Origin of the sequence: Klebsiella sp. P1CD1 (assembly GCF_003790505.1) — a bacterium.
GTDB classification, from domain to species: Bacteria; Pseudomonadota; Gammaproteobacteria; order Enterobacterales; family Enterobacteriaceae; genus Klebsiella; species Klebsiella variicola.
Map to the genome: position 1 here is coordinate 1,019,276 of NZ_CP033631.1, position 16,079 is coordinate 1,035,354.

19 protein-coding genes and 3 tRNA genes are annotated in these 16,079 nt (G+C 63.2%); 19 read left to right on the forward strand and 3 right to left on the reverse strand.

The window, feature by feature from the left end; genetic code table 11:
* The 17 genes from DTA24_RS05125 to cobT are packed head-to-tail and all read left to right on the forward strand — an operon-like array spanning window position 1 to window position 13,426.
* Window positions 1–636, forward strand: a complete 636-nt coding sequence (locus DTA24_RS05125; RefSeq protein WP_002915711.1) for a cobalt-precorrin-8 methylmutase — start codon at window positions 1–3, stop codon at window positions 634–636.
* Window positions 633–1,772 (forward strand): cobalt-precorrin-5B (C(1))-methyltransferase CbiD, encoded by a 1,140-nt coding sequence (gene cbiD / locus DTA24_RS05130; RefSeq protein ID WP_049153399.1) that lies wholly within the window; start codon window positions 633–635, stop codon window positions 1,770–1,772. Before DTA24_RS05125 ends, cbiD begins: the two co-directional genes overlap by 4 nt.
* Window positions 1,766–2,371: a cobalt-precorrin-7 (C(5))-methyltransferase gene (locus DTA24_RS05135; RefSeq protein ID WP_012540684.1), complete on the forward strand. Its 606-nt coding sequence runs from the start codon at window positions 1,766–1,768 to the stop codon at window positions 2,369–2,371. The genes cbiD and DTA24_RS05135 overlap by 7 nt, the downstream gene beginning before the upstream one ends.
* Window positions 2,361–2,930: a decarboxylating cobalt-precorrin-6B (C(15))-methyltransferase gene (locus tag DTA24_RS05140; protein ID WP_012540685.1), complete on the forward strand. Its 570-nt coding sequence runs from the start codon at window positions 2,361–2,363 to the stop codon at window positions 2,928–2,930. The genes DTA24_RS05135 and DTA24_RS05140 overlap by 11 nt, the downstream gene beginning before the upstream one ends.
* The gene (locus DTA24_RS05145; RefSeq protein WP_004149602.1) at window positions 2,923–3,696 is read left to right on the forward strand and encodes a cobalt-precorrin-4 methyltransferase; all 774 of its coding nucleotides are present in this window, start codon (window positions 2,923–2,925) and stop codon (window positions 3,694–3,696) included. The genes DTA24_RS05140 and DTA24_RS05145 overlap by 8 nt, the downstream gene beginning before the upstream one ends.
* Entirely contained in the window at window positions 3,677–4,732 is a 1,056-nt protein-coding gene (gene cbiG, locus DTA24_RS05150; RefSeq protein ID WP_039102505.1) for a cobalt-precorrin 5A hydrolase, read from the forward strand. Before DTA24_RS05145 ends, cbiG begins: the two co-directional genes overlap by 20 nt.
* Complete coding sequence (locus tag DTA24_RS05155; RefSeq protein ID WP_008806290.1) at window positions 4,732–5,457, forward strand: precorrin-3B C(17)-methyltransferase; 726 nt, start codon at window positions 4,732–4,734, stop codon at window positions 5,455–5,457. The genes cbiG and DTA24_RS05155 overlap by 1 nt, the downstream gene beginning before the upstream one ends.
* Complete coding sequence (locus DTA24_RS05160) at window positions 5,454–6,239, forward strand: cobalt-precorrin-6A reductase (RefSeq protein WP_012540688.1); 786 nt, start codon at window positions 5,454–5,456, stop codon at window positions 6,237–6,239. Before DTA24_RS05155 ends, DTA24_RS05160 begins: the two co-directional genes overlap by 4 nt.
* A 10-nt stretch (window positions 6,240–6,249) precedes the next feature.
* The gene (gene cbiK, locus DTA24_RS05165) at window positions 6,250–7,044 is read left to right on the forward strand and encodes a sirohydrochlorin cobaltochelatase (RefSeq protein ID WP_008806288.1); all 795 of its coding nucleotides are present in this window, start codon (window positions 6,250–6,252) and stop codon (window positions 7,042–7,044) included.
* Window positions 7,041–7,751, forward strand: coding sequence for a cobalt-factor II C(20)-methyltransferase (locus tag DTA24_RS05170; RefSeq protein WP_023287952.1), 711 nt, complete (start codon window positions 7,041–7,043; stop codon window positions 7,749–7,751). The genes cbiK and DTA24_RS05170 overlap by 4 nt, the downstream gene beginning before the upstream one ends.
* Complete coding sequence (gene cbiM / locus DTA24_RS05175) at window positions 7,751–8,488, forward strand: cobalt ECF transporter S component CbiM (RefSeq protein WP_008806286.1); 738 nt, start codon at window positions 7,751–7,753, stop codon at window positions 8,486–8,488. The genes DTA24_RS05170 and cbiM overlap by 1 nt, the downstream gene beginning before the upstream one ends.
* A gap of 1 nt (window position 8,489) precedes the next feature.
* The gene (locus DTA24_RS05180; protein WP_012967312.1) at window positions 8,490–8,771 is read left to right on the forward strand and encodes an energy-coupling factor ABC transporter substrate-binding protein; all 282 of its coding nucleotides are present in this window, start codon (window positions 8,490–8,492) and stop codon (window positions 8,769–8,771) included.
* Window positions 8,758–9,435, forward strand: coding sequence for an energy-coupling factor ABC transporter transmembrane protein (locus DTA24_RS05185; protein ID WP_086070704.1), 678 nt, complete (start codon window positions 8,758–8,760; stop codon window positions 9,433–9,435). Before DTA24_RS05180 ends, DTA24_RS05185 begins: the two co-directional genes overlap by 14 nt.
* Window positions 9,436–9,443: 8 nt before the next feature.
* Window positions 9,444–10,268, forward strand: a complete 825-nt coding sequence (locus tag DTA24_RS05190; protein ID WP_012540691.1) for an energy-coupling factor ABC transporter ATP-binding protein — start codon at window positions 9,444–9,446, stop codon at window positions 10,266–10,268.
* The gene (locus tag DTA24_RS05195) at window positions 10,265–11,788 is read left to right on the forward strand and encodes a cobyric acid synthase (protein WP_012540692.1); all 1,524 of its coding nucleotides are present in this window, start codon (window positions 10,265–10,267) and stop codon (window positions 11,786–11,788) included. The genes DTA24_RS05190 and DTA24_RS05195 overlap by 4 nt, the downstream gene beginning before the upstream one ends.
* Complete coding sequence (cobU, locus tag DTA24_RS05200; RefSeq protein ID WP_016161746.1) at window positions 11,782–12,327, forward strand: bifunctional adenosylcobinamide kinase/adenosylcobinamide-phosphate guanylyltransferase; 546 nt, start codon at window positions 11,782–11,784, stop codon at window positions 12,325–12,327. The genes DTA24_RS05195 and cobU overlap by 7 nt, the downstream gene beginning before the upstream one ends.
* 43 nt (window positions 12,328–12,370) lie before the next feature.
* A complete protein-coding gene (gene cobT, locus DTA24_RS05205; protein WP_023298155.1) occupies window positions 12,371–13,426 on the forward strand; it encodes a nicotinate-nucleotide--dimethylbenzimidazole phosphoribosyltransferase in 1,056 nt (351 codons plus the stop codon).
* Between the two features lie 93 nt (window positions 13,427–13,519).
* Here the strand turns inward: cobT and DTA24_RS05210 are convergent.
* The 3 genes from DTA24_RS05210 to DTA24_RS05220 form a co-directional block, all read right to left on the reverse strand.
* Window positions 13,520–13,596, reverse strand: a tRNA-Met gene (locus tag DTA24_RS05210).
* A 32-nt stretch (window positions 13,597–13,628) separates the two neighbouring features.
* Window positions 13,629–13,705 (reverse strand) — tRNA-Met (locus DTA24_RS05215).
* A 35-nt stretch (window positions 13,706–13,740) separates the two neighbouring features.
* Window positions 13,741–13,817 (reverse strand) — tRNA-Met (locus tag DTA24_RS05220).
* Between the two features lie 210 nt (window positions 13,818–14,027).
* Here DTA24_RS05220 and mltA point away from each other — a divergent pair.
* A complete protein-coding gene (gene mltA / locus DTA24_RS05225) occupies window positions 14,028–15,125 on the forward strand; it encodes a murein transglycosylase A (protein WP_023287947.1) in 1,098 nt (365 codons plus the stop codon).
* Window positions 15,126–15,212: 87 nt separating this feature from the next.
* A complete protein-coding gene (gene tcdA, locus DTA24_RS05230) occupies window positions 15,213–16,022 on the forward strand; it encodes a tRNA cyclic N6-threonylcarbamoyladenosine(37) synthase TcdA (protein WP_008806278.1) in 810 nt (269 codons plus the stop codon).
* Window positions 16,023–16,079 lie beyond the last annotated feature (57 nt).

Here is a 16,079-nt window from a genome sequence, read left to right on the forward strand (position 1 = left end):
ATGCAGTACATCCAACAACCGCAGGCGATCGAGGCGAAAAGCTTCGACATCATCAGCGAGATCATCGCCGAAACGCGACCGGACTACCGTTTCGCCAGCCCGCTGCACGAGGCGATTATCAAGCGGGTGATCCACACCACCGCTGACTTCGACTGGCTGGATATTCTGTGGTTTTCTCCGGATGCCCTGATCGCGCTGAGCGAGGCGTTGAGCCGGCCCTGCACGCTGTATACCGATACCACCATGGCGTTGTCCGGGATCAACAAAACCCTGCTGGCCCGCTTTGGCGGCGAATGCCGCTGCTATATCAGCGACCCACGGGTGGTGCGCGAGGCGCAAAGCCGGGGGATGACCCGCTCGATGGCGGCGGTGGATATTGCGGTGCAGGAGCCCGGGGAGAAAGTGTTCGTCTTCGGCAATGCGCCAACCGCACTGTTTCGCCTGCTGGAACATCGCGAGACGGCCATCGGCGGCGTGGTGGGGGTGCCGGTCGGGTTCGTCGGCGCCGCGGAGTCGAAAGCGGCGCTCAGCGAGAGCGGCCTGCCGGCCATCGCCGCGCTCGGCCGCAAGGGGGGAAGCAACGTGGCGGCAGCGATTGTGAACGCTCTGCTTTACCACCTGCGGGAGGCGCAATGAGCGATCAGACCTTTGACGCCCCGGTGTGGCATCACGGCAAAGCGCTGCGCAAGGGCTACACCACCGGCTCCTGCGCCACGGCGGCGGCAAAAGTGGCGGCGCTGATGGTGATGCGCCAGCATCTGATCCACCAGGTCTCGATCGTCACCCCCTCCGGCGTCACCCTGTGCCTGAACGTCGAGTCTCCGCACGTCGAAGGGCAGCAGGCGGTCGCCGCGATCCGTAAAGACGGCGGCGATGATGTCGACGCCACCCACGGCATGCTGATTTTTGCCCGGGTGACCCTCAATGACAGCGGAGAGATTAGCCTGCAGGGCGGCGAGGGCATCGGCACGGTGACCCGCAAAGGGATCGGTCTGCCGACAGGCAGCCCGGCGATAAACCGTACTCCGCGGCACACCATCGAGACCGCCGTTCGCGAAGCGATTGGCCCTTCCCGTGGCGCGCAGGTGGAGATCTTTGCCCCGGAAGGTGTACTTCGCGCGCAAAAAACCTATAACGCGCGGCTGGGGATCCTCGGCGGCATCTCGATTATCGGCACCACCGGGATCGTCACCCCGATGTCGGAAGAGAGCTGGAAGCGCTCGCTCTCCCTCGAGCTGGAGATAAAACGCGCCGCCGGGCTGGATCGCGTAGTGCTGGTGCCGGGCAACCACGGTGAGCGCTTTGTCCGCGAACAGATGGGCATCGACCCGCAGATAGTCGTCACCATGAGCAACTTCGTCGGCTACATGATTGAAGAGGCGGTCCGGCTCGGTTTCCGCCAGATTGTGCTCATCGGCCACCCCGGCAAACTGATCAAAATCGCCGCCGGGATCTTTCATACCCACAGCCATATCGCCGATGCGCGGATGGAAACCCTCGTCGCTCATCTGGCGCTGCTTGGCGCGCCGCTGCCGCTGCTGACGCTGGTCAGCGAGTGCGACACCACCGAAGCGGCAATGGAGCATATCGACGCCTGGGGATACCAGCGCCTCTATAACCATCTGGCTGAGCGAATCTGCCAGCGTGTTCTTGAGATGCTGCGCTTCACTCAGCACCCGCCTGCCTGCGACGCGGTTCTGTTTTCTTTTGATAACCAGGTGCTGGGCAGCAGCCGTCCGCTGGCGGCGATTGCCCGGGAGCTGACATGTTGACGGTCGTGGGAATGGGCCCGGCGGGGCTGCAGTGGCTGGCCCCGGCCGCGCGCGAGGCAATCGCCGCCGCCGAGGCGCTGGTGGGCGGCAGCCGCCACCTCCGGCAGTTTCCCGACTTCGCCGGGGAGTGCTTTGCGCTGGGGGCCGATATGCCGGCGCTGCTGGCGTGGATCGAGGCCCGCGCCGGGCGCCACGTCGTGGTGCTGGCCTCCGGCGATCCGCTGTTCTATGGCATTGGCACCCGGCTGATTGCCCACTTTGGCCGGGAACGGGTGCAGGTGATCCCCGGCATCAGCGCGGTGCAGTACCTCTGCGCCCGGGCGGGCATCGACATGAACGACATGTGGCTGACCAGCAGCCATGGCCGGGCGGTGAGCTTCGATGCGCTGGCCGCCCACCGGAAAGTCGCCATGGTGACCGACGGCCGCTGTGGTCCGCGGGAGATTGCCGCCCAGCTGACGGCCCGCGGCAAAGGCCACCGCTGGATGGTGATCGGCGAAAATCTGGCGATGGAAAACGAGCGGATCCACTGGCTGCCGGTCAGCGCCGTGGAGGACGAATATGAGATGAATGCGGTGGTGATCCTCGATGAAAGATGAGCTGTTTTTGCGCGGCGCCCAGGTGCCGATGACCAAAGAGGCCGTGCGCGCGCTGGCGCTGGCGAAGCTGGAGCTGCACCGTGCGCGCCACCTGATTGATATCGGCGCGGGCACCGGCAGCGTCAGCATTGAGGCCGCCCTGCAGAACCCGGTGCTGCGGGTGACGGCGATTGAGCGTCAGGCCGACGCGCTGCGCCTGCTGGCGGACAACCGGCAGCGCTTTGGCTGCGACAATATCGCTATCGTGGCGGGCGTTGCGCCGCTGGCGGTCGCCGACAAAGCCGACGCGATCTTTATGGGCGGCAGCGGCGGCCACCTGACGGCGCTGATCGACTGGTCGCTGGCGCAGCTGCATCCTGGCGGCCGGCTGGTGATGACTTTTATTTTGCAGGAAAACCTTCATAGCGCCCTGGGGCACCTGCAGCAGTGCCGCATTCGCGAGGTGGACTGTCAGCAGCTGGCGGTCTCCACTCTGGCCACGCTGGGCAGCGGCCACTATTTCAAACCCCATAATCCCGTTTTTGTCATCGCCTGTCAGAAGGAAGAAAACCATGGCTGAGACTTTTGATCCCCATTGCGTGTGGTTCGTCGGCGCCGGTCCTGGCGATCGCGAACTGATTACTCTCAAAGGCTACCGTCTGCTGCAGCAGGCGCAGGTGGTGATCTACGCCGGGTCGCTGATCAACACCGAGCTGCTGGCCTACTGTCCGCCACAGGCGGAGTGCCACGACAGCGCCGCGCTGCATCTGGAGCAGATCCTCGACCTGATGGAGGCGGGGGTGAAGGCGGGAAAAACGGTGGTGCGTCTGCAGACGGGCGATGTTTCGCTGTACGGCTCGGTGCGCGAGCAGGGCGAAGAGTTGACCCGCCGCGGGATCCGCTGGCAGGTGGTGCCGGGCGTCAGCGCTTTCCTCGGCGCGGCGGCCGAGCTGGGGGTGGAGTACACGGTGCCTGAGGTATCGCAAAGTCTGATTATTACCCGTCTGGAAGGGCGCACGCCGGTTCCTGCGCGCGAACAGCTGGAGGCCTTTGCCAGCCATCAAACCTCGATGGCGATTTACCTGTCGGTGCAACGTATTCACCGGGTGGCGGAGCGGCTGGTGGAGGGCGGCTACCCCGCGACCACCCCGGTCGCGGTGATTTACAAGGCCACCTGGCCGGAAAGCCAGACCGTCCGCGGTACCCTCGCGGACATCGGCGACAAAGTACGCGACGCCGGGATCCGCAAAACGGCGCTGATCCTGGTCGGTCCCTTCCTCGGCGATGAGTATCACTACTCAAAACTGTACGCAGCGGATTTTAGCCATGAATACCGTAAAGCCTGAATCCATTGCCCTGTTTTGCCTGACGCCCGGCGGCGTGCGGTTGGCAAAACGGCTGGCGGCCATGCTGCCGCTCACCTGCTACACCAGCGAAGCGCTGCAGGAAGAGGGGTTTATCCCCTTCAACGGCGGCTTTGCCAGCGCAGCCCGCGAGGCATTCAGCAGCTTCTCGGCGCTGATTTTTATCGGCGCCACCGGGATTGCCGTGCGGGTGCTGGCCCCGCTGGTGAATGACAAGTTCAGCGACCCGGCGGTGGTGGTGATTGATGAGCGCGCCCGGCACGTCATCAGCCTGCTCTCCGGCCATGCCGGGGGGGCGAATGCGCTGACCCGCTATCTGGCCGGGATGCTCGACGCCGACCCGGTGATCACCACCGCCACCGATGTCAACGAGCTGGCCGCCCTCGACACGCTGGCCTTCCAGCTGAACGCCCGGATGACCGATTTTCGCGCGGCGGTGAAAACCGTCAACCAGATGCTGGTGAGCGGCAAGCGGGTGGGGCTGTGGTGCGACGGCGAATTCACCGAGGCGCTAAGCCGGTGCGACCAACGCGGCTTTATCCCGGTAAGCGACCTGGCGCGCTTGCCGGCGCTCGACGCGCTGATCTGCGTCACCCTGCGCCGGTCGCTGCCGTCGCTGCCGGTACCTCACTGGAAGCTGGTGCCCCAGCGGGTGGTGGCGGGCATCGGCTGTCGGCGCGACACCCCCTGTTCCTTGCTCTGTACGTTGCTGGATCGCCAGCTTGCCGCTCAGCGTCTTGACCCGCTGGCGCTGAAAGCGATCGGCAGCGTGAGCCTGAAGGCAAACGAGCCGGGGTTGCGCCAGTTGGCTCACCGCTGCCGGGTGCCGTTCGAAACCTTCAGCGCCGAGGCGCTGCGCGAGCACGAGCACCGCTTTCCGGCCTCGTCTTTTGTCCGGGAGACGGTCGGCGTCGGCAGCGTCTCCGGTCCGGTGGCCTGGCTGCTGAGTCAGGGAAACCTGTCCGGCGAAACCCTGCGCGAGCAGGGCGTGACCATTACTTTGGGAGTAACACACTGATGTTAAGCGTAATCGGAATTGGCCCTGGCTCGCAGGCGATGATGACCATGGAAGCCGTGGAGGCCCTGCAGGCGGCAGAGATTGTGGTGGGCTACAAGACCTACACCCACCTGGTAAAAGCCTTTACCGGTGACAAGCAGGTGATCAAAACCGGCATGTGCAAAGAGATTGAACGCTGCCAGGCCGCCATTGAGCTGGCGCAGGCCGGGAACAACGTTGCGCTGATCAGCAGCGGCGACGCCGGCATCTACGGCATGGCGGGGCTGGTGCTGGAGCTGGTCAATAAGCAGCAGCTGGACATTGAGGTCCGTCTGATCCCAGGGATGACGGCGAGTATCGCCGCCGCCTCGCTGCTCGGCGCGCCGCTGATGCATGATTTCTGCCATATCAGCCTCAGCGATCTGCTGACGCCGTGGCCAGTGATTGAAAAACGCATTGTCGCCGCAGGGGAAGCAGACTTCGTTATCTGTTTTTACAACCCCCGCAGCCGCGGCCGCGAAGGGCATCTGGCGCGCGCCTTTGCGCTGCTGGCGGCCAGCAAAAGCCCGGACACGCCGGTCGGCGTAGTCAAATCCGCCGGGCGCAAAAAGCAGGAGAAATGGCTGACCACCCTCGGAGAGATGGATTTTGCCCCGGTGGATATGACCAGTCTGGTCATCGTCGGCAACAAAGCGACTTACATCGACAACGGTCTGATGATCACCCCGCGAGGCTACGCGCTGTGAACCACGGCGACGTGCTGGTTATCGGGGGCACCAGCGATGCGCGGGCGATCTGCCAGCAGCTGGACGCCGCCGGCGTGCGCTACACCCTGTCGGTGGCGACCCCCACCGGCGAGCGGCTGGCCGGCGATATCCGCGGGCGGATACGCTGCGGGCGCATGGAGTGGCAGCAGATGGCGGAGTGGCTCAGGGCGCAGCGCACCCGCTGGGTGATTGACGCCTCTCACCCCTACGCCGAAGTGGTCAGCCAGAATATTGTGCGCGCCTGCGCCAGCGTCGGGGTCCTGCTCAGCCGCTATCAAAGGCCGGAGCAGCTGAGCGATCTGCGCCATCCGCTACTTCACGTGGTCGGCGATCTGAACGAGGCCTGCGTGCTGGCCCGTCGCCTCGGGGAGCGGATCCTGCTGACCACCGGCAGCAAAGATCTGGCGGCCTGGCGGGCGGGACTGGCGGAGAAAACGCTGCTCGCCCGGGTGCTGCCGGTGCCGGAGGTGGTTCAGCACTGTAGCGATCTGGGGTTTGGCGTCGGGGAAATCTTTGCCCTCTGCGGGCCGTTCAGTGCCGAATTTAACGCCGCCTTTTATCGCCAGTGCCGGGCTGATGTTGTGGTCACGAAAGCCTCGGGCGCGGAAGGGGGCTATCAGGAAAAAGTACAACCCTGTCTTGATGCGGGGATCCCCTGCATCGTCATTACCCGCCCGGCGCCGCTGGTGAAGGGCGATGAATTACTGGAAAGCCAGGCCGATTTCGCTACGCGGCTGACGCGCTGGCTGTCGGCGACTTGAGGAACAGGATATGAAAAAAGCACTTCTGGTGGTGAGCTTCGGCACCAGCTATCACGACACCCGCGAGAAGAACATTACCGCCTGCGAGCGCGATCTTGCCGCCAGCTGTCCGGATCGCACGCTGTTCCGCGCCTTCACCTCGGGGATGATTATTCGCAAACTGCGGCAGCGCGACGGTATCCATATCGATACCCCGCTGCAGGCCCTGCAAAAGCTGGCTGAGCAGGGGTACCAGGATGTGGCGATCCAGTCCCTGCACATTATCAACGGCGACGAGTACGAGAAGATCGTTCGCGAAGTGCAGAGCCTGCGCCCGCGCTTTCAGCGCCTGACGCTGGGCGTGCCGCTGCTGAGCGGTCATGGCGATTATGTTCAGCTGATGCAGGCCCTGCGCCAGCAGATGCCGCCGCTGGCGGCGACGGAGCGAGTGGTGTTTATGGGGCACGGCGCCAGCCACCACGCCTTCGCGGCCTACGCTTGTCTGGATCATATGATGGCGGTGCAGGGTTTTCCGGCGCGGGTGGGGGCGGTGGAAAGCTATCCCGAAGTGGACATCGTCATTAACGAACTCTCCCGCCAGGGCGTGACCGGCGTGCATCTGATGCCCCTGATGCTGGTGGCCGGCGATCATGCCATTAATGATATGGCCTCCGACGAAGACGATTCGTGGAAAACCCGCTTTAATGCCGCCGGTATTCCTGCCACGCCGTGGCTGAACGGGTTAGGGGAAAATCCGGCGGTGCGGGCGATGTTTGTCGCCCATCTGCAGCAGGCGCTGAATAACGCGATGGAGAAAGCAGCATGAGCGGCAAACTCTACGCCCTGAGCACCGGGCCGGGGGCGGCCGATCTGATCACCGTGCGTGCGGCGCGGATACTCGGCCAGCTGGATGTGCTGTACGCGCCAGCCGGCCGCAAAGGCGGCGACAGCCTGGCCCTCTCCATCGTGCGCGAGTACCTTGGCGCACACACGGAGGTCCGCTGCTGCCATTTTCCGATGAGCGCCGACAGCGCGGAAAAAGAGGCAGTGTGGAACGACGTTGCCGCGGCGCTGGCCCAGGAGGTGGCGGCGGGCAGGCAGGTTGGATTTATCACCCTCGGCGACGCCATGTTGTTCAGCACCTGGGTCTTTCTGCTGCAGCGGATTGGCTGCCCGGACTGGCTGGAGATTGTCCCTGGCGTTACCTCCTTCGCCGCCATTGCCGCGCGGGCGAAAACTCCGCTGGCTATGGAGCAGCAGTCGCTGGCGGTGATCTCCTGTACCGCGCCGGAAGCGGACATTGCCGCGGCGCTGCGCCAGCATGACAGTCTGGTGCTGATGAAAGTCTATAGCCGCTTCGCCCGCATTAAGGCGCTGCTGGCGCAGGCGGGGCTGCTGGATGCGGCGCTGATGATGTCAGAGGCCACCCTGCCGGGCGAGCAGTGCTGGCGCCGTCTGCGCGAGGTCAGCGATGACCAGCCGCTGCCCTATTTCTCGACCATCCTGGTTAACAAACAGTGGGAGGAGGCGTAATGAATCAGGTGAAATCGCTGAAGCAGCTTTCGTACGGGGGGCTGGCAGCGGCTGTTCTGCTGATCATCGTCCCGCAGGAGGCGTTCGCCATGCATATCATGGAGGGTTTTTTACCGCCGATGTGGGCGCTGGCGTGGTGGCTGCTGTTTTTACCCTGCCTGTGGTACGGCCTGGTGCGCCTGCGGCGTATCGTCCAGGAGGAGAGCAATCAGAAGGTGCTCCTGGCCCTCTGCGGGGCGTTTATTTTTGTTCTTTCGGCGCTGAAGATCCCGTCGGTGACCGGCAGTTGCTCGCACCCGACCGGCGTTGGTCTGGCGGTGATCCTCTTCGGGCCGGGCGTGGTGGCGGTGCTGGGGGCGATCGTTCTGCTGTTCCAGGCGCTGCTGCTGGCGCATGGCGGCCTGACCACCCTTGGCGCCAACGGGATGTCGATGGCGGTGATCGGCCCGATGGTCGGCTATCTGGTGTGGAAGCTGGCCTGCCGGGCGGGGATCCGTCGCGATGTCGGGGTCTTTCTCTGCGCCATGCTGGCGGATCTGATGACCTATTTTGTCACCTCCGTCCAGCTCGGGGTGGCCTTTCCCGATCCGGCCACCGGGGCAGGTGGATCGATCCTGAAGTTTATGGGGATCTTCTGCCTGACGCAGATCCCGATCGCCATCGCGGAAGGATTGCTTACCGTGATGATCTACGATCAACTGACCAAACGGCGGCTGATCGCCGCGGAGGGACATTAATATGAAAAAGACGCTGATCCTGTTGGCGATGGTGGTTGCCCTGATGATCCTGCCCTTTTTTATTAACCACGGTGGTGAGTTTGGCGGCTCGGACGGCGAAGCGGAGAGCCAGATCCAGGTGGTGGCGCCGGATTATCAACCCTGGTTCCAGCCGCTGTACGAACCGGCGAGCGGCGAGATTGAGAGCCTGCTGTTTACCCTGCAGGGCTCGCTGGGCGCGGCGGTGATTTTTTACATTCTCGGGTATGCGAGGGGCAGGCAGCGCCGTGATGACCGGGTTTGACCGACTCAGCTACCAGAGCCGCTGGTTGCAGGTGGCGCCAGAGCGTAAGTTTCTGCTCTGGCTGCTGCTGATGGTGCTGGCCTTTACGCTGCCGGCGTGGGGCCAGGCGCTGACGCTGGCGCTGACCGCCGCGCTGACCTGCTGGCTGCTGCGGGTCTCATTCTGGCGCTGGTGCCGCTGGATGGCGCTACCCTTTGGCTTTTTGCTGGTCGGCGTGCTGACCATTGTGTTCAGCGTCAGCCGCGACCCGCAGATACTGTTAGCCAGCATCCGGCTGGGCGCTTTCTCTATAGGAGTGTCCACTCCGGGGCTGGTCGTGGCCGGGGAGACCTTCTGGCGCAGCCTGGCAGCGATGGCGGCCACGCTCTGGCTGGTGCTTAATCTGCCTTTCCCACAGCTGATTATCTTGCTCAAGCGCGGTCGCGTACCGCGACTGTTGACGGAGCAGATCCTGCTGACCTGGCGCTTCATTTTTATTCTGTTGGACGAGGCGATGGCGATTCACCGCGCGCAAACCCTACGTTTTGGCTATGGTAGCGTGCCGCAGGGCTATCGCTCGCTGGCGATGCTGGTGGGACTGCTGTTCACTCGCGTCCTCCTGCGCTATCAGCAGATGAGCACCGCGCTGGATATCAAATTGTACCAGGGTGATTTTCACCTCTAAGGATAAGTATGCTTGCCACAACCGATCTCTGGTTTCGCTATCAGGATGAGCCGGTACTTAAAGGGCTGACGCTGGATTTTTCCCGCCATGCGGTGACCGGCCTGGTGGGGGCCAACGGCTGCGGAAAGTCGACGCTGTTTATGAACCTGAGCGGCCTGCTGCGCCCGCAGCAGGGGGCGGTGCTGTGGCAGGGAGAGGCGCTGAATTACAGCAAGCGCGGTCTGCTGGCGCTGCGCCAGCAGGTGGCGACGGTGTTTCAGGATCCGGATCAGCAAATCTTCTATACCGATATCGACAGCGATATCGCTTTTAGTCTGCGCAACCTCGGGGTGGCGGAAGAGGAGATCGCCCGCCGGGTGGATGAAGCGTTGACCCTCGTCGATGCCCAGGGGTTTCGCCAGCAGCCGATCCAGTGCCTCAGCCATGGGCAGAAAAAACGGGTGGCGATCGCCGGGGCGCTGGTGCTGCAGGCGCGCTACCTGCTGCTTGACGAGCCCACCGCGGGCCTCGATCCCCGGGGGCGGGCGCAGATGATCGCCATCATCCGGCGCATTGTCGGGCAGGGGCGGCGCGTGGTGATCTCCAGCCACGATATCGATCTGATCTATGAGGTGAGCGACGCCGTTTACGTTCTGCGTCACGGCGAAGTGCTGGCCGCGGGGGATCCCGGCGAGGTATTTGCCTGCGCGGCGATCATGGCCCAGGCGGGATTGACGCAGCCGTGGCTGGTGAAACTTCATAGCGAACTGGGATTGCCGCTGTGTAAAACCGAAGCGGAGTTTTTTCAGCGGATGCACAACAACGCGATAGGCGCGATAAAGGAGGCGTCATGACGCTGGCAGTGATGTTACAGGGCACGGCTTCCGACGTGGGGAAAAGCGTACTGGTGGCGGGACTGTGCCGCATTTTTCATCAGGATGGGCTGCGTACCGCGCCGTTTAAATCACAGAATATGGCGTTGAACTCCGGCATTACGCCGGATGGCAAAGAGATGGGCCGGGCGCAGATTTTCCAGGCCGAAGCGGCAGGGATCGCGCCGGATGTCCGCATGAACCCGATTTTGCTCAAGCCCACCAGCGACCGTCAGGCGCAGGTGGTCCTGATGGGGCAGGTGGCGACCAGCATGGACGCGGTGAGCTATCACCAGTACAAGCCGCGCCTGCGCGAACAGATCCTCGCGGTCTACCAGAGCCTGGCCGGAGAGTATGAGGCGCTGGTGCTGGAAGGGGCCGGCAGTCCGGCGGAGATTAACCTGCGCGACCGCGATATCGTCAATATGGGCATGGCCGAGATGGCGCAATGCCCGGTGATCCTGGTGGCCGATATCGACCGCGGCGGGGTGTTTGCCGCGATTTACGGCACGCTGGCGCTGCTGCAGCCTCAGGAGCGGGCGCGGGTGAAAGGGGTGATCATCAATAAATTCCGCGGCGATGTGGCGCTCCTGCGCTCGGGGATAGAGCAAATCGAGGCGTTGACCGGGGTGCCGGTGCTGGGCGTTATGCCGTGGCTTGACGTGGATCTCGAGGATGAGGACGGCGTCGCGCTGCAGGCCGGGAAATACCATCGCACCGACCGGCGCGACATCGACATCGCCGTGGTTCACCTGCCGCATATCGCCAATTTTACCGACTTTAACGCCCTGGCGGCGCAGCCAGACGTCCGGGTGCGCTATGTCCGCGACCCGCAGGCGCTGGCCGACGCCGACCTGGTCATTCTCCCGGGCAGTAAGAATACCCTCGGCGATCTGTGCTGGCTGCGCGAGAGCGGCATGGCGCATGCAGTCGAGCAGGCCCGGCAGCGCAAGGTGCCGCTGCTGGGGATCTGCGGCGGCTATCAGATGCTCGGCGAAACCATTATCGATGAGGTGGAGTCTGGCCTTGGCACCCAGCCCGGACTGGGGGTGTTGAAGACCGTGACCCACTTCGCCCAGCACAAAACCACCACCCAGGTGCAGGCGACCCTGGGAACTAACCTCCCGGAATGGTTAGCCGACGCGGCAGGTCTGCATGTCAGTGGCTACGAAATTCATATGGGCGAGACGCGCCGTGAGGCCGGCAGCCCGCCGCTGCTGCAGCTGCATAAAGCGGGACAGTCAGTAGAGGACGGGGCGATAAGCGACGACGGCCTGGCATTCGGCACCTATCTCCATGGCCTGTTCGACAGCGATGCCTTTACCCGGGCGCTGCTCAACGGCCTGCGCCAGCGCAAAGGGCTGGCGCCGCTGGATAGCGCCCTGGAGTATGCCCGCTATAAAACCCGGCAGTTTGATCGGCTGGCGGACGCCATGCGCGAACATATCGCCATCGATAAAATTTACGCCATCATGCGCCAACATCAGGAGCCCCTATGCTGACTCTGGTTACCGGCGGCGCGCGCAGCGGCAAAAGCCGCCATGCCGAGGCGCTGATTGCCGATGCGCCGCAGGTGTTATATATCGCCACCTCGCAAATCTTTGACGACGAGATGGCCGCAAGGATCCAGCACCATCGCGACGGCAGGCCCGCCCACTGGCGCACCGCCGAGCGCTGGCAGCAGCTTGATGAACTGATCACCCCGGATATCGCCCCAGCGGAGGCGATTCTGCTGGAGTGTATCACCACCATGGTCACCAACCTGCTGTTCGCGCTCGGCGGCGACAGCGACCCCGACGGCTGGGATTACGCCGCCATGGAGCGGGCTATTGATGACGAAATTGGTGTGCTGATTGCCGCCTGTCAGCGCTGCCCGGCGCACGTCGTGCTGGTGACCAACGAGGTGGGGATGGGCATTGTGCCGGAGAACCGCCTGGCGCGGCATTTTCGCGATATCGCCGGGCGGGTCAATCAGCGCCTGGCGGCCGCGGCTGATGCGGTCTGGCTGGTGGTCTCCGGCATCGGCGTCAAAATCAAATAACTCAATCGCTGGCTGACCGGGCCAGTCCTGGCAGGGATTCTGTATGGAAAACTTAAACACGGTTCTGCGGGCGATCCCCGCGCCGGACGCTGACGCCATGGTGCGGGCACAACACCATATCGACGGCTTGCTCAAGCCCCCCGGCAGCCTGGGGCGTCTGGAGGCGCTGGCGGTGCAGCTGGCGGGAATGCCCGGCCTGGGCGGCCAGCCGCAGGTGGCGAAAAAGGCCCTGCTGGTGATGTGCGCCGATCATGGGGTGTGGGACGAAGGGGTGGCGATTTCGCCGAAAGCGGTCACCGCCATTCAGGCAGCCAATATGACCCGCGGCACCACCGGCGTCTGCGTGCTCGCCGCCCAGGCCGGGGCGCAAGTGCATGTGATTGATGTCGGTATCGATAGCGAACCGCTCCCCGGCGTGGTGAATATGCGGGTGGCGCGGGGCTGCGGCAATATTGCCCGCGGCCCGGCGATGACCCGTGAGCAGGGGCAGGAATTGCTGCTGGAGGTGATGCGCTACACCCGCGCGCTGGCCCGGGAGGGCGTTACTCTGTTTGGTGTCGGCGAGCTGGGGATGGCCAATACCACGCCGGCGGCGGCGATCGTCAGCGTTCTGACCGGCAGCGATGCGCAGGAGGTGGTCGGGATTGGCGCCAATCTGCCGTTGGCGAAGGTTGGCAACAAGGTGGAGGTGGTGCGGCGGGCTATCGCCGTCAATCAGCCCGACCCGCAGGATGGCCTCGATGTGCTGAGCAAAGTCGGTGGTTTCGATCTGCTGGGGATGGCGGGGGTGATGCTGGGGGCGGCGGCCTGTGGGCTGCCGGTGGTGCTGGATGGCTTTCTCTCCTACGCCGCAGCGCTGGCGGCGTGCCAGATAGCGCCGGAGGTAAAACCGTATCTGATCCCGTCCCACTATTCGGCGGAGAAGGGGGCGCGTATCGCGCTGGCGCACCTGGGCCTCGAACCGTATCTCAATATGGGCATGCGTCTGGGAGAAGGCAGCGGCGCGGCGCTGGCGATGCCGATCGTCGAGGCAGCCTGCGCGATGTACCATCGCATGGGCATGCTGGCGGCAAGCAATATTGTGTTACCTAAGGGGTAAGCCGGCGAGGGGGCGGCAACGGCTGTTCCCGTTTTCGGCAGAGGTTTGCCGGCGGCAGAAACAAAAAAACACCCTTGAGGGTGTTTATGATGTTGGTTGCGGGGGCCGGATTTGAACCGACGACCTTCGGGTTATGAGCCCGACGAGCTACCAGGCTGCTCCACCCCGCGTCACCGTACTGCTTTACTTTGTCAAATTTGATTGGTTGCGGGGGCCGGATTTGAACCGACGACCTTCGGGTTATGAGCCCGACGAGCTACCAGGCTGCTCCACCCCGCGTCACCGTACTGCTTTGTACTTCATCAAATTTTAATTGGTTGCGGGGGCCGGATTTGAACCGACGACCTTCGGGTTATGAGCCCGACGAGCTACCAGGCTGCTCCACCCCGCGTCCGTGGAAGCGCACTATACTCCGCTAGCGAGATGATGCAACCTTTTTTCGACCAAATCGACATTTTTGTAAGAATTGGCTTATAAAACGCCACGTTGTGGTGTTTTTTTACACAAATCTGTGCCATCGATGAGATCGCGCATTTCAATAGCCCCGGCGCTTTGTTATCTTCAACACGCACTAAGGCTTCGCAGCAAAAGATGAGACACCATGAAAGGACGTTGGGTAAAATATGTAGCGACGGGGGCAATGCTGGCCATGCTCGCCGCCTGTTCCTCAAAACCGACCGACCGCGGTCAGCAATATAGCGATGGCAAGTTCACCCAGCCGTTTTCACTGGTAAACCAGCCGGATGCCGTCGGGGCGCCGATCAACGCTGGCGACTTCTCCGAGCAGGTTAATCAAATTCGTAACGCCTCGCCACGCCTCTATAATAGCCAGAGCAACGTCTATAACGCCCTGCAGGAGTGGCTGCGCGCCGGCGGCGACACCCGTACGCTGCGCCAGTTTGGCATCGACGCCTGGCAGATGCAGGGCGTCGACAACTATGGCAACGTTCAGTTTACCGGCTACTACACGCCGGTGGTGCAGGCGCGCCACACCCGTCAGGGCGAATTCCAGTACCCCATTTACCGGATGCCGCCGAAACGCGGTAAGCTGCCGTCCCGCGCCAGCATCTATGCCGGCGCGCTGAGCGATAACTATGTGCTGGCGTACAGCAATTCGCTGATGGATAACTTCATCATGGACGTGCAGGGCAGCGGCTATATCGACTTTGGCGATGGTTCGCCGCTCAACTTCTTTAGCTATGCCGGGAAAAACGGCTGGCCCTATCGCAGCATCGGCAAAGTGCTGATCGACCGCGGGGAAGTGAAGAAAGAAGATATGTCGATGCAGGCGATCCGCGAGTGGGGTGAAAAGCACAGCGAAGCGGAAGTGCGCGAGCTGCTGGAGCAGAACCCGTCGTTCGTGTTCTTTAAACCGCAGTCTTTCGCGCCGGTGAAAGGGGCCAGCGCTGTGCCGCTGATCGGCCGCGCCTCGGTGGCCTCTGACCGGTCGATTATTCCGCCGGGAACCACCTTGCTGGCCGAGGTGCCTCTGCTGGATAATAACGGCAAGTTTAACGGCCAGTACGAACTGCGCCTGATGGTCGCTCTCGACGTCGGCGGGGCCATCAAAGGCCAGCATTTCGACATCTATCAGGGCATTGGGCCTGACGCAGGCCACCGTGCCGGCTGGTATAACCACTATGGCCGCGTATGGGTGCTGAAAAACGCCCCGGGCGCGGGGAATGTTTTTAGCGGCTAACTCCCCTGGCCATGCCTGTTGACCAGGGCGCCCGGATGATGCCGTTTACGGCGGCCTCCGGGCGCTGTCATTTTGTTCTGAGGTTCTATGTCTGTTGTTATCAGCGATGCCTGGCGCCAGCGTTTTGGCGGTACGGCACGTTTATATGGTGAAAAAGCGCTGCAATGTTTTGCCGATGCCCACGTCTGCGTGGTCGGGATCGGCGGGGTCGGCTCCTGGGCGGCGGAAGCGCTGGCGCGAACCGGCATCGGGGCGATCACCCTTATCGATATGGACGATGTCTGCGTCACCAACACCAATCGTCAGATCCACGCCCTGAGCGGCAACGTCGGGCTGGCGAAAGCGGAAGTGATGGCAGAGCGTATTCGTCTCATCAACCCGGAGTGTCGGGTGACGGTGGTGGATGATTTCGTGACCCCGGAAAACGTGGCGGAATATCTTGGCGTCGGCTTTAGCTATGTTATCGACGCGATCGATAGCGTCCGGCCGAAAGCGGCGCTTATCGCCTGGTGTCGCCGCTACAAAGTGCCGCTGGTCACCACCGGCGGGGCGGGCGGTCAGATTGACCCAACGCAGATCCAGGTCGCTGACCTGGCGAAGACCATCCAGGATCCGCTGGCGGCTAAACTGCGCGAGCGGCTGAAAAGCCAGTTTGGGGTGGTGAAAAACAGCAAAGGCAAGCTCGGCGTGGACTGCGTCTTCTCTACGGAAGCGCTGGTCTACCCGCAAGCGGACGGCAGCGTCTGCGCGATGAAGAGCACGGCGGAAGGGCCGAAACGGATGGACTGCGCTTCCGGCTTTGGCGCGGCTACCATGGTGACCGCGACCTTTGGCTTCGTCGCGGTATCGCATGCTCTGAAGAAGATGCTGGCGAAGGCGGAGCGGCAGACGACGTAAATCCCGGGTCGCGGCGCAGGCGCCTTACCCGGTCTACAGGACAATTCCCCGGAGGCG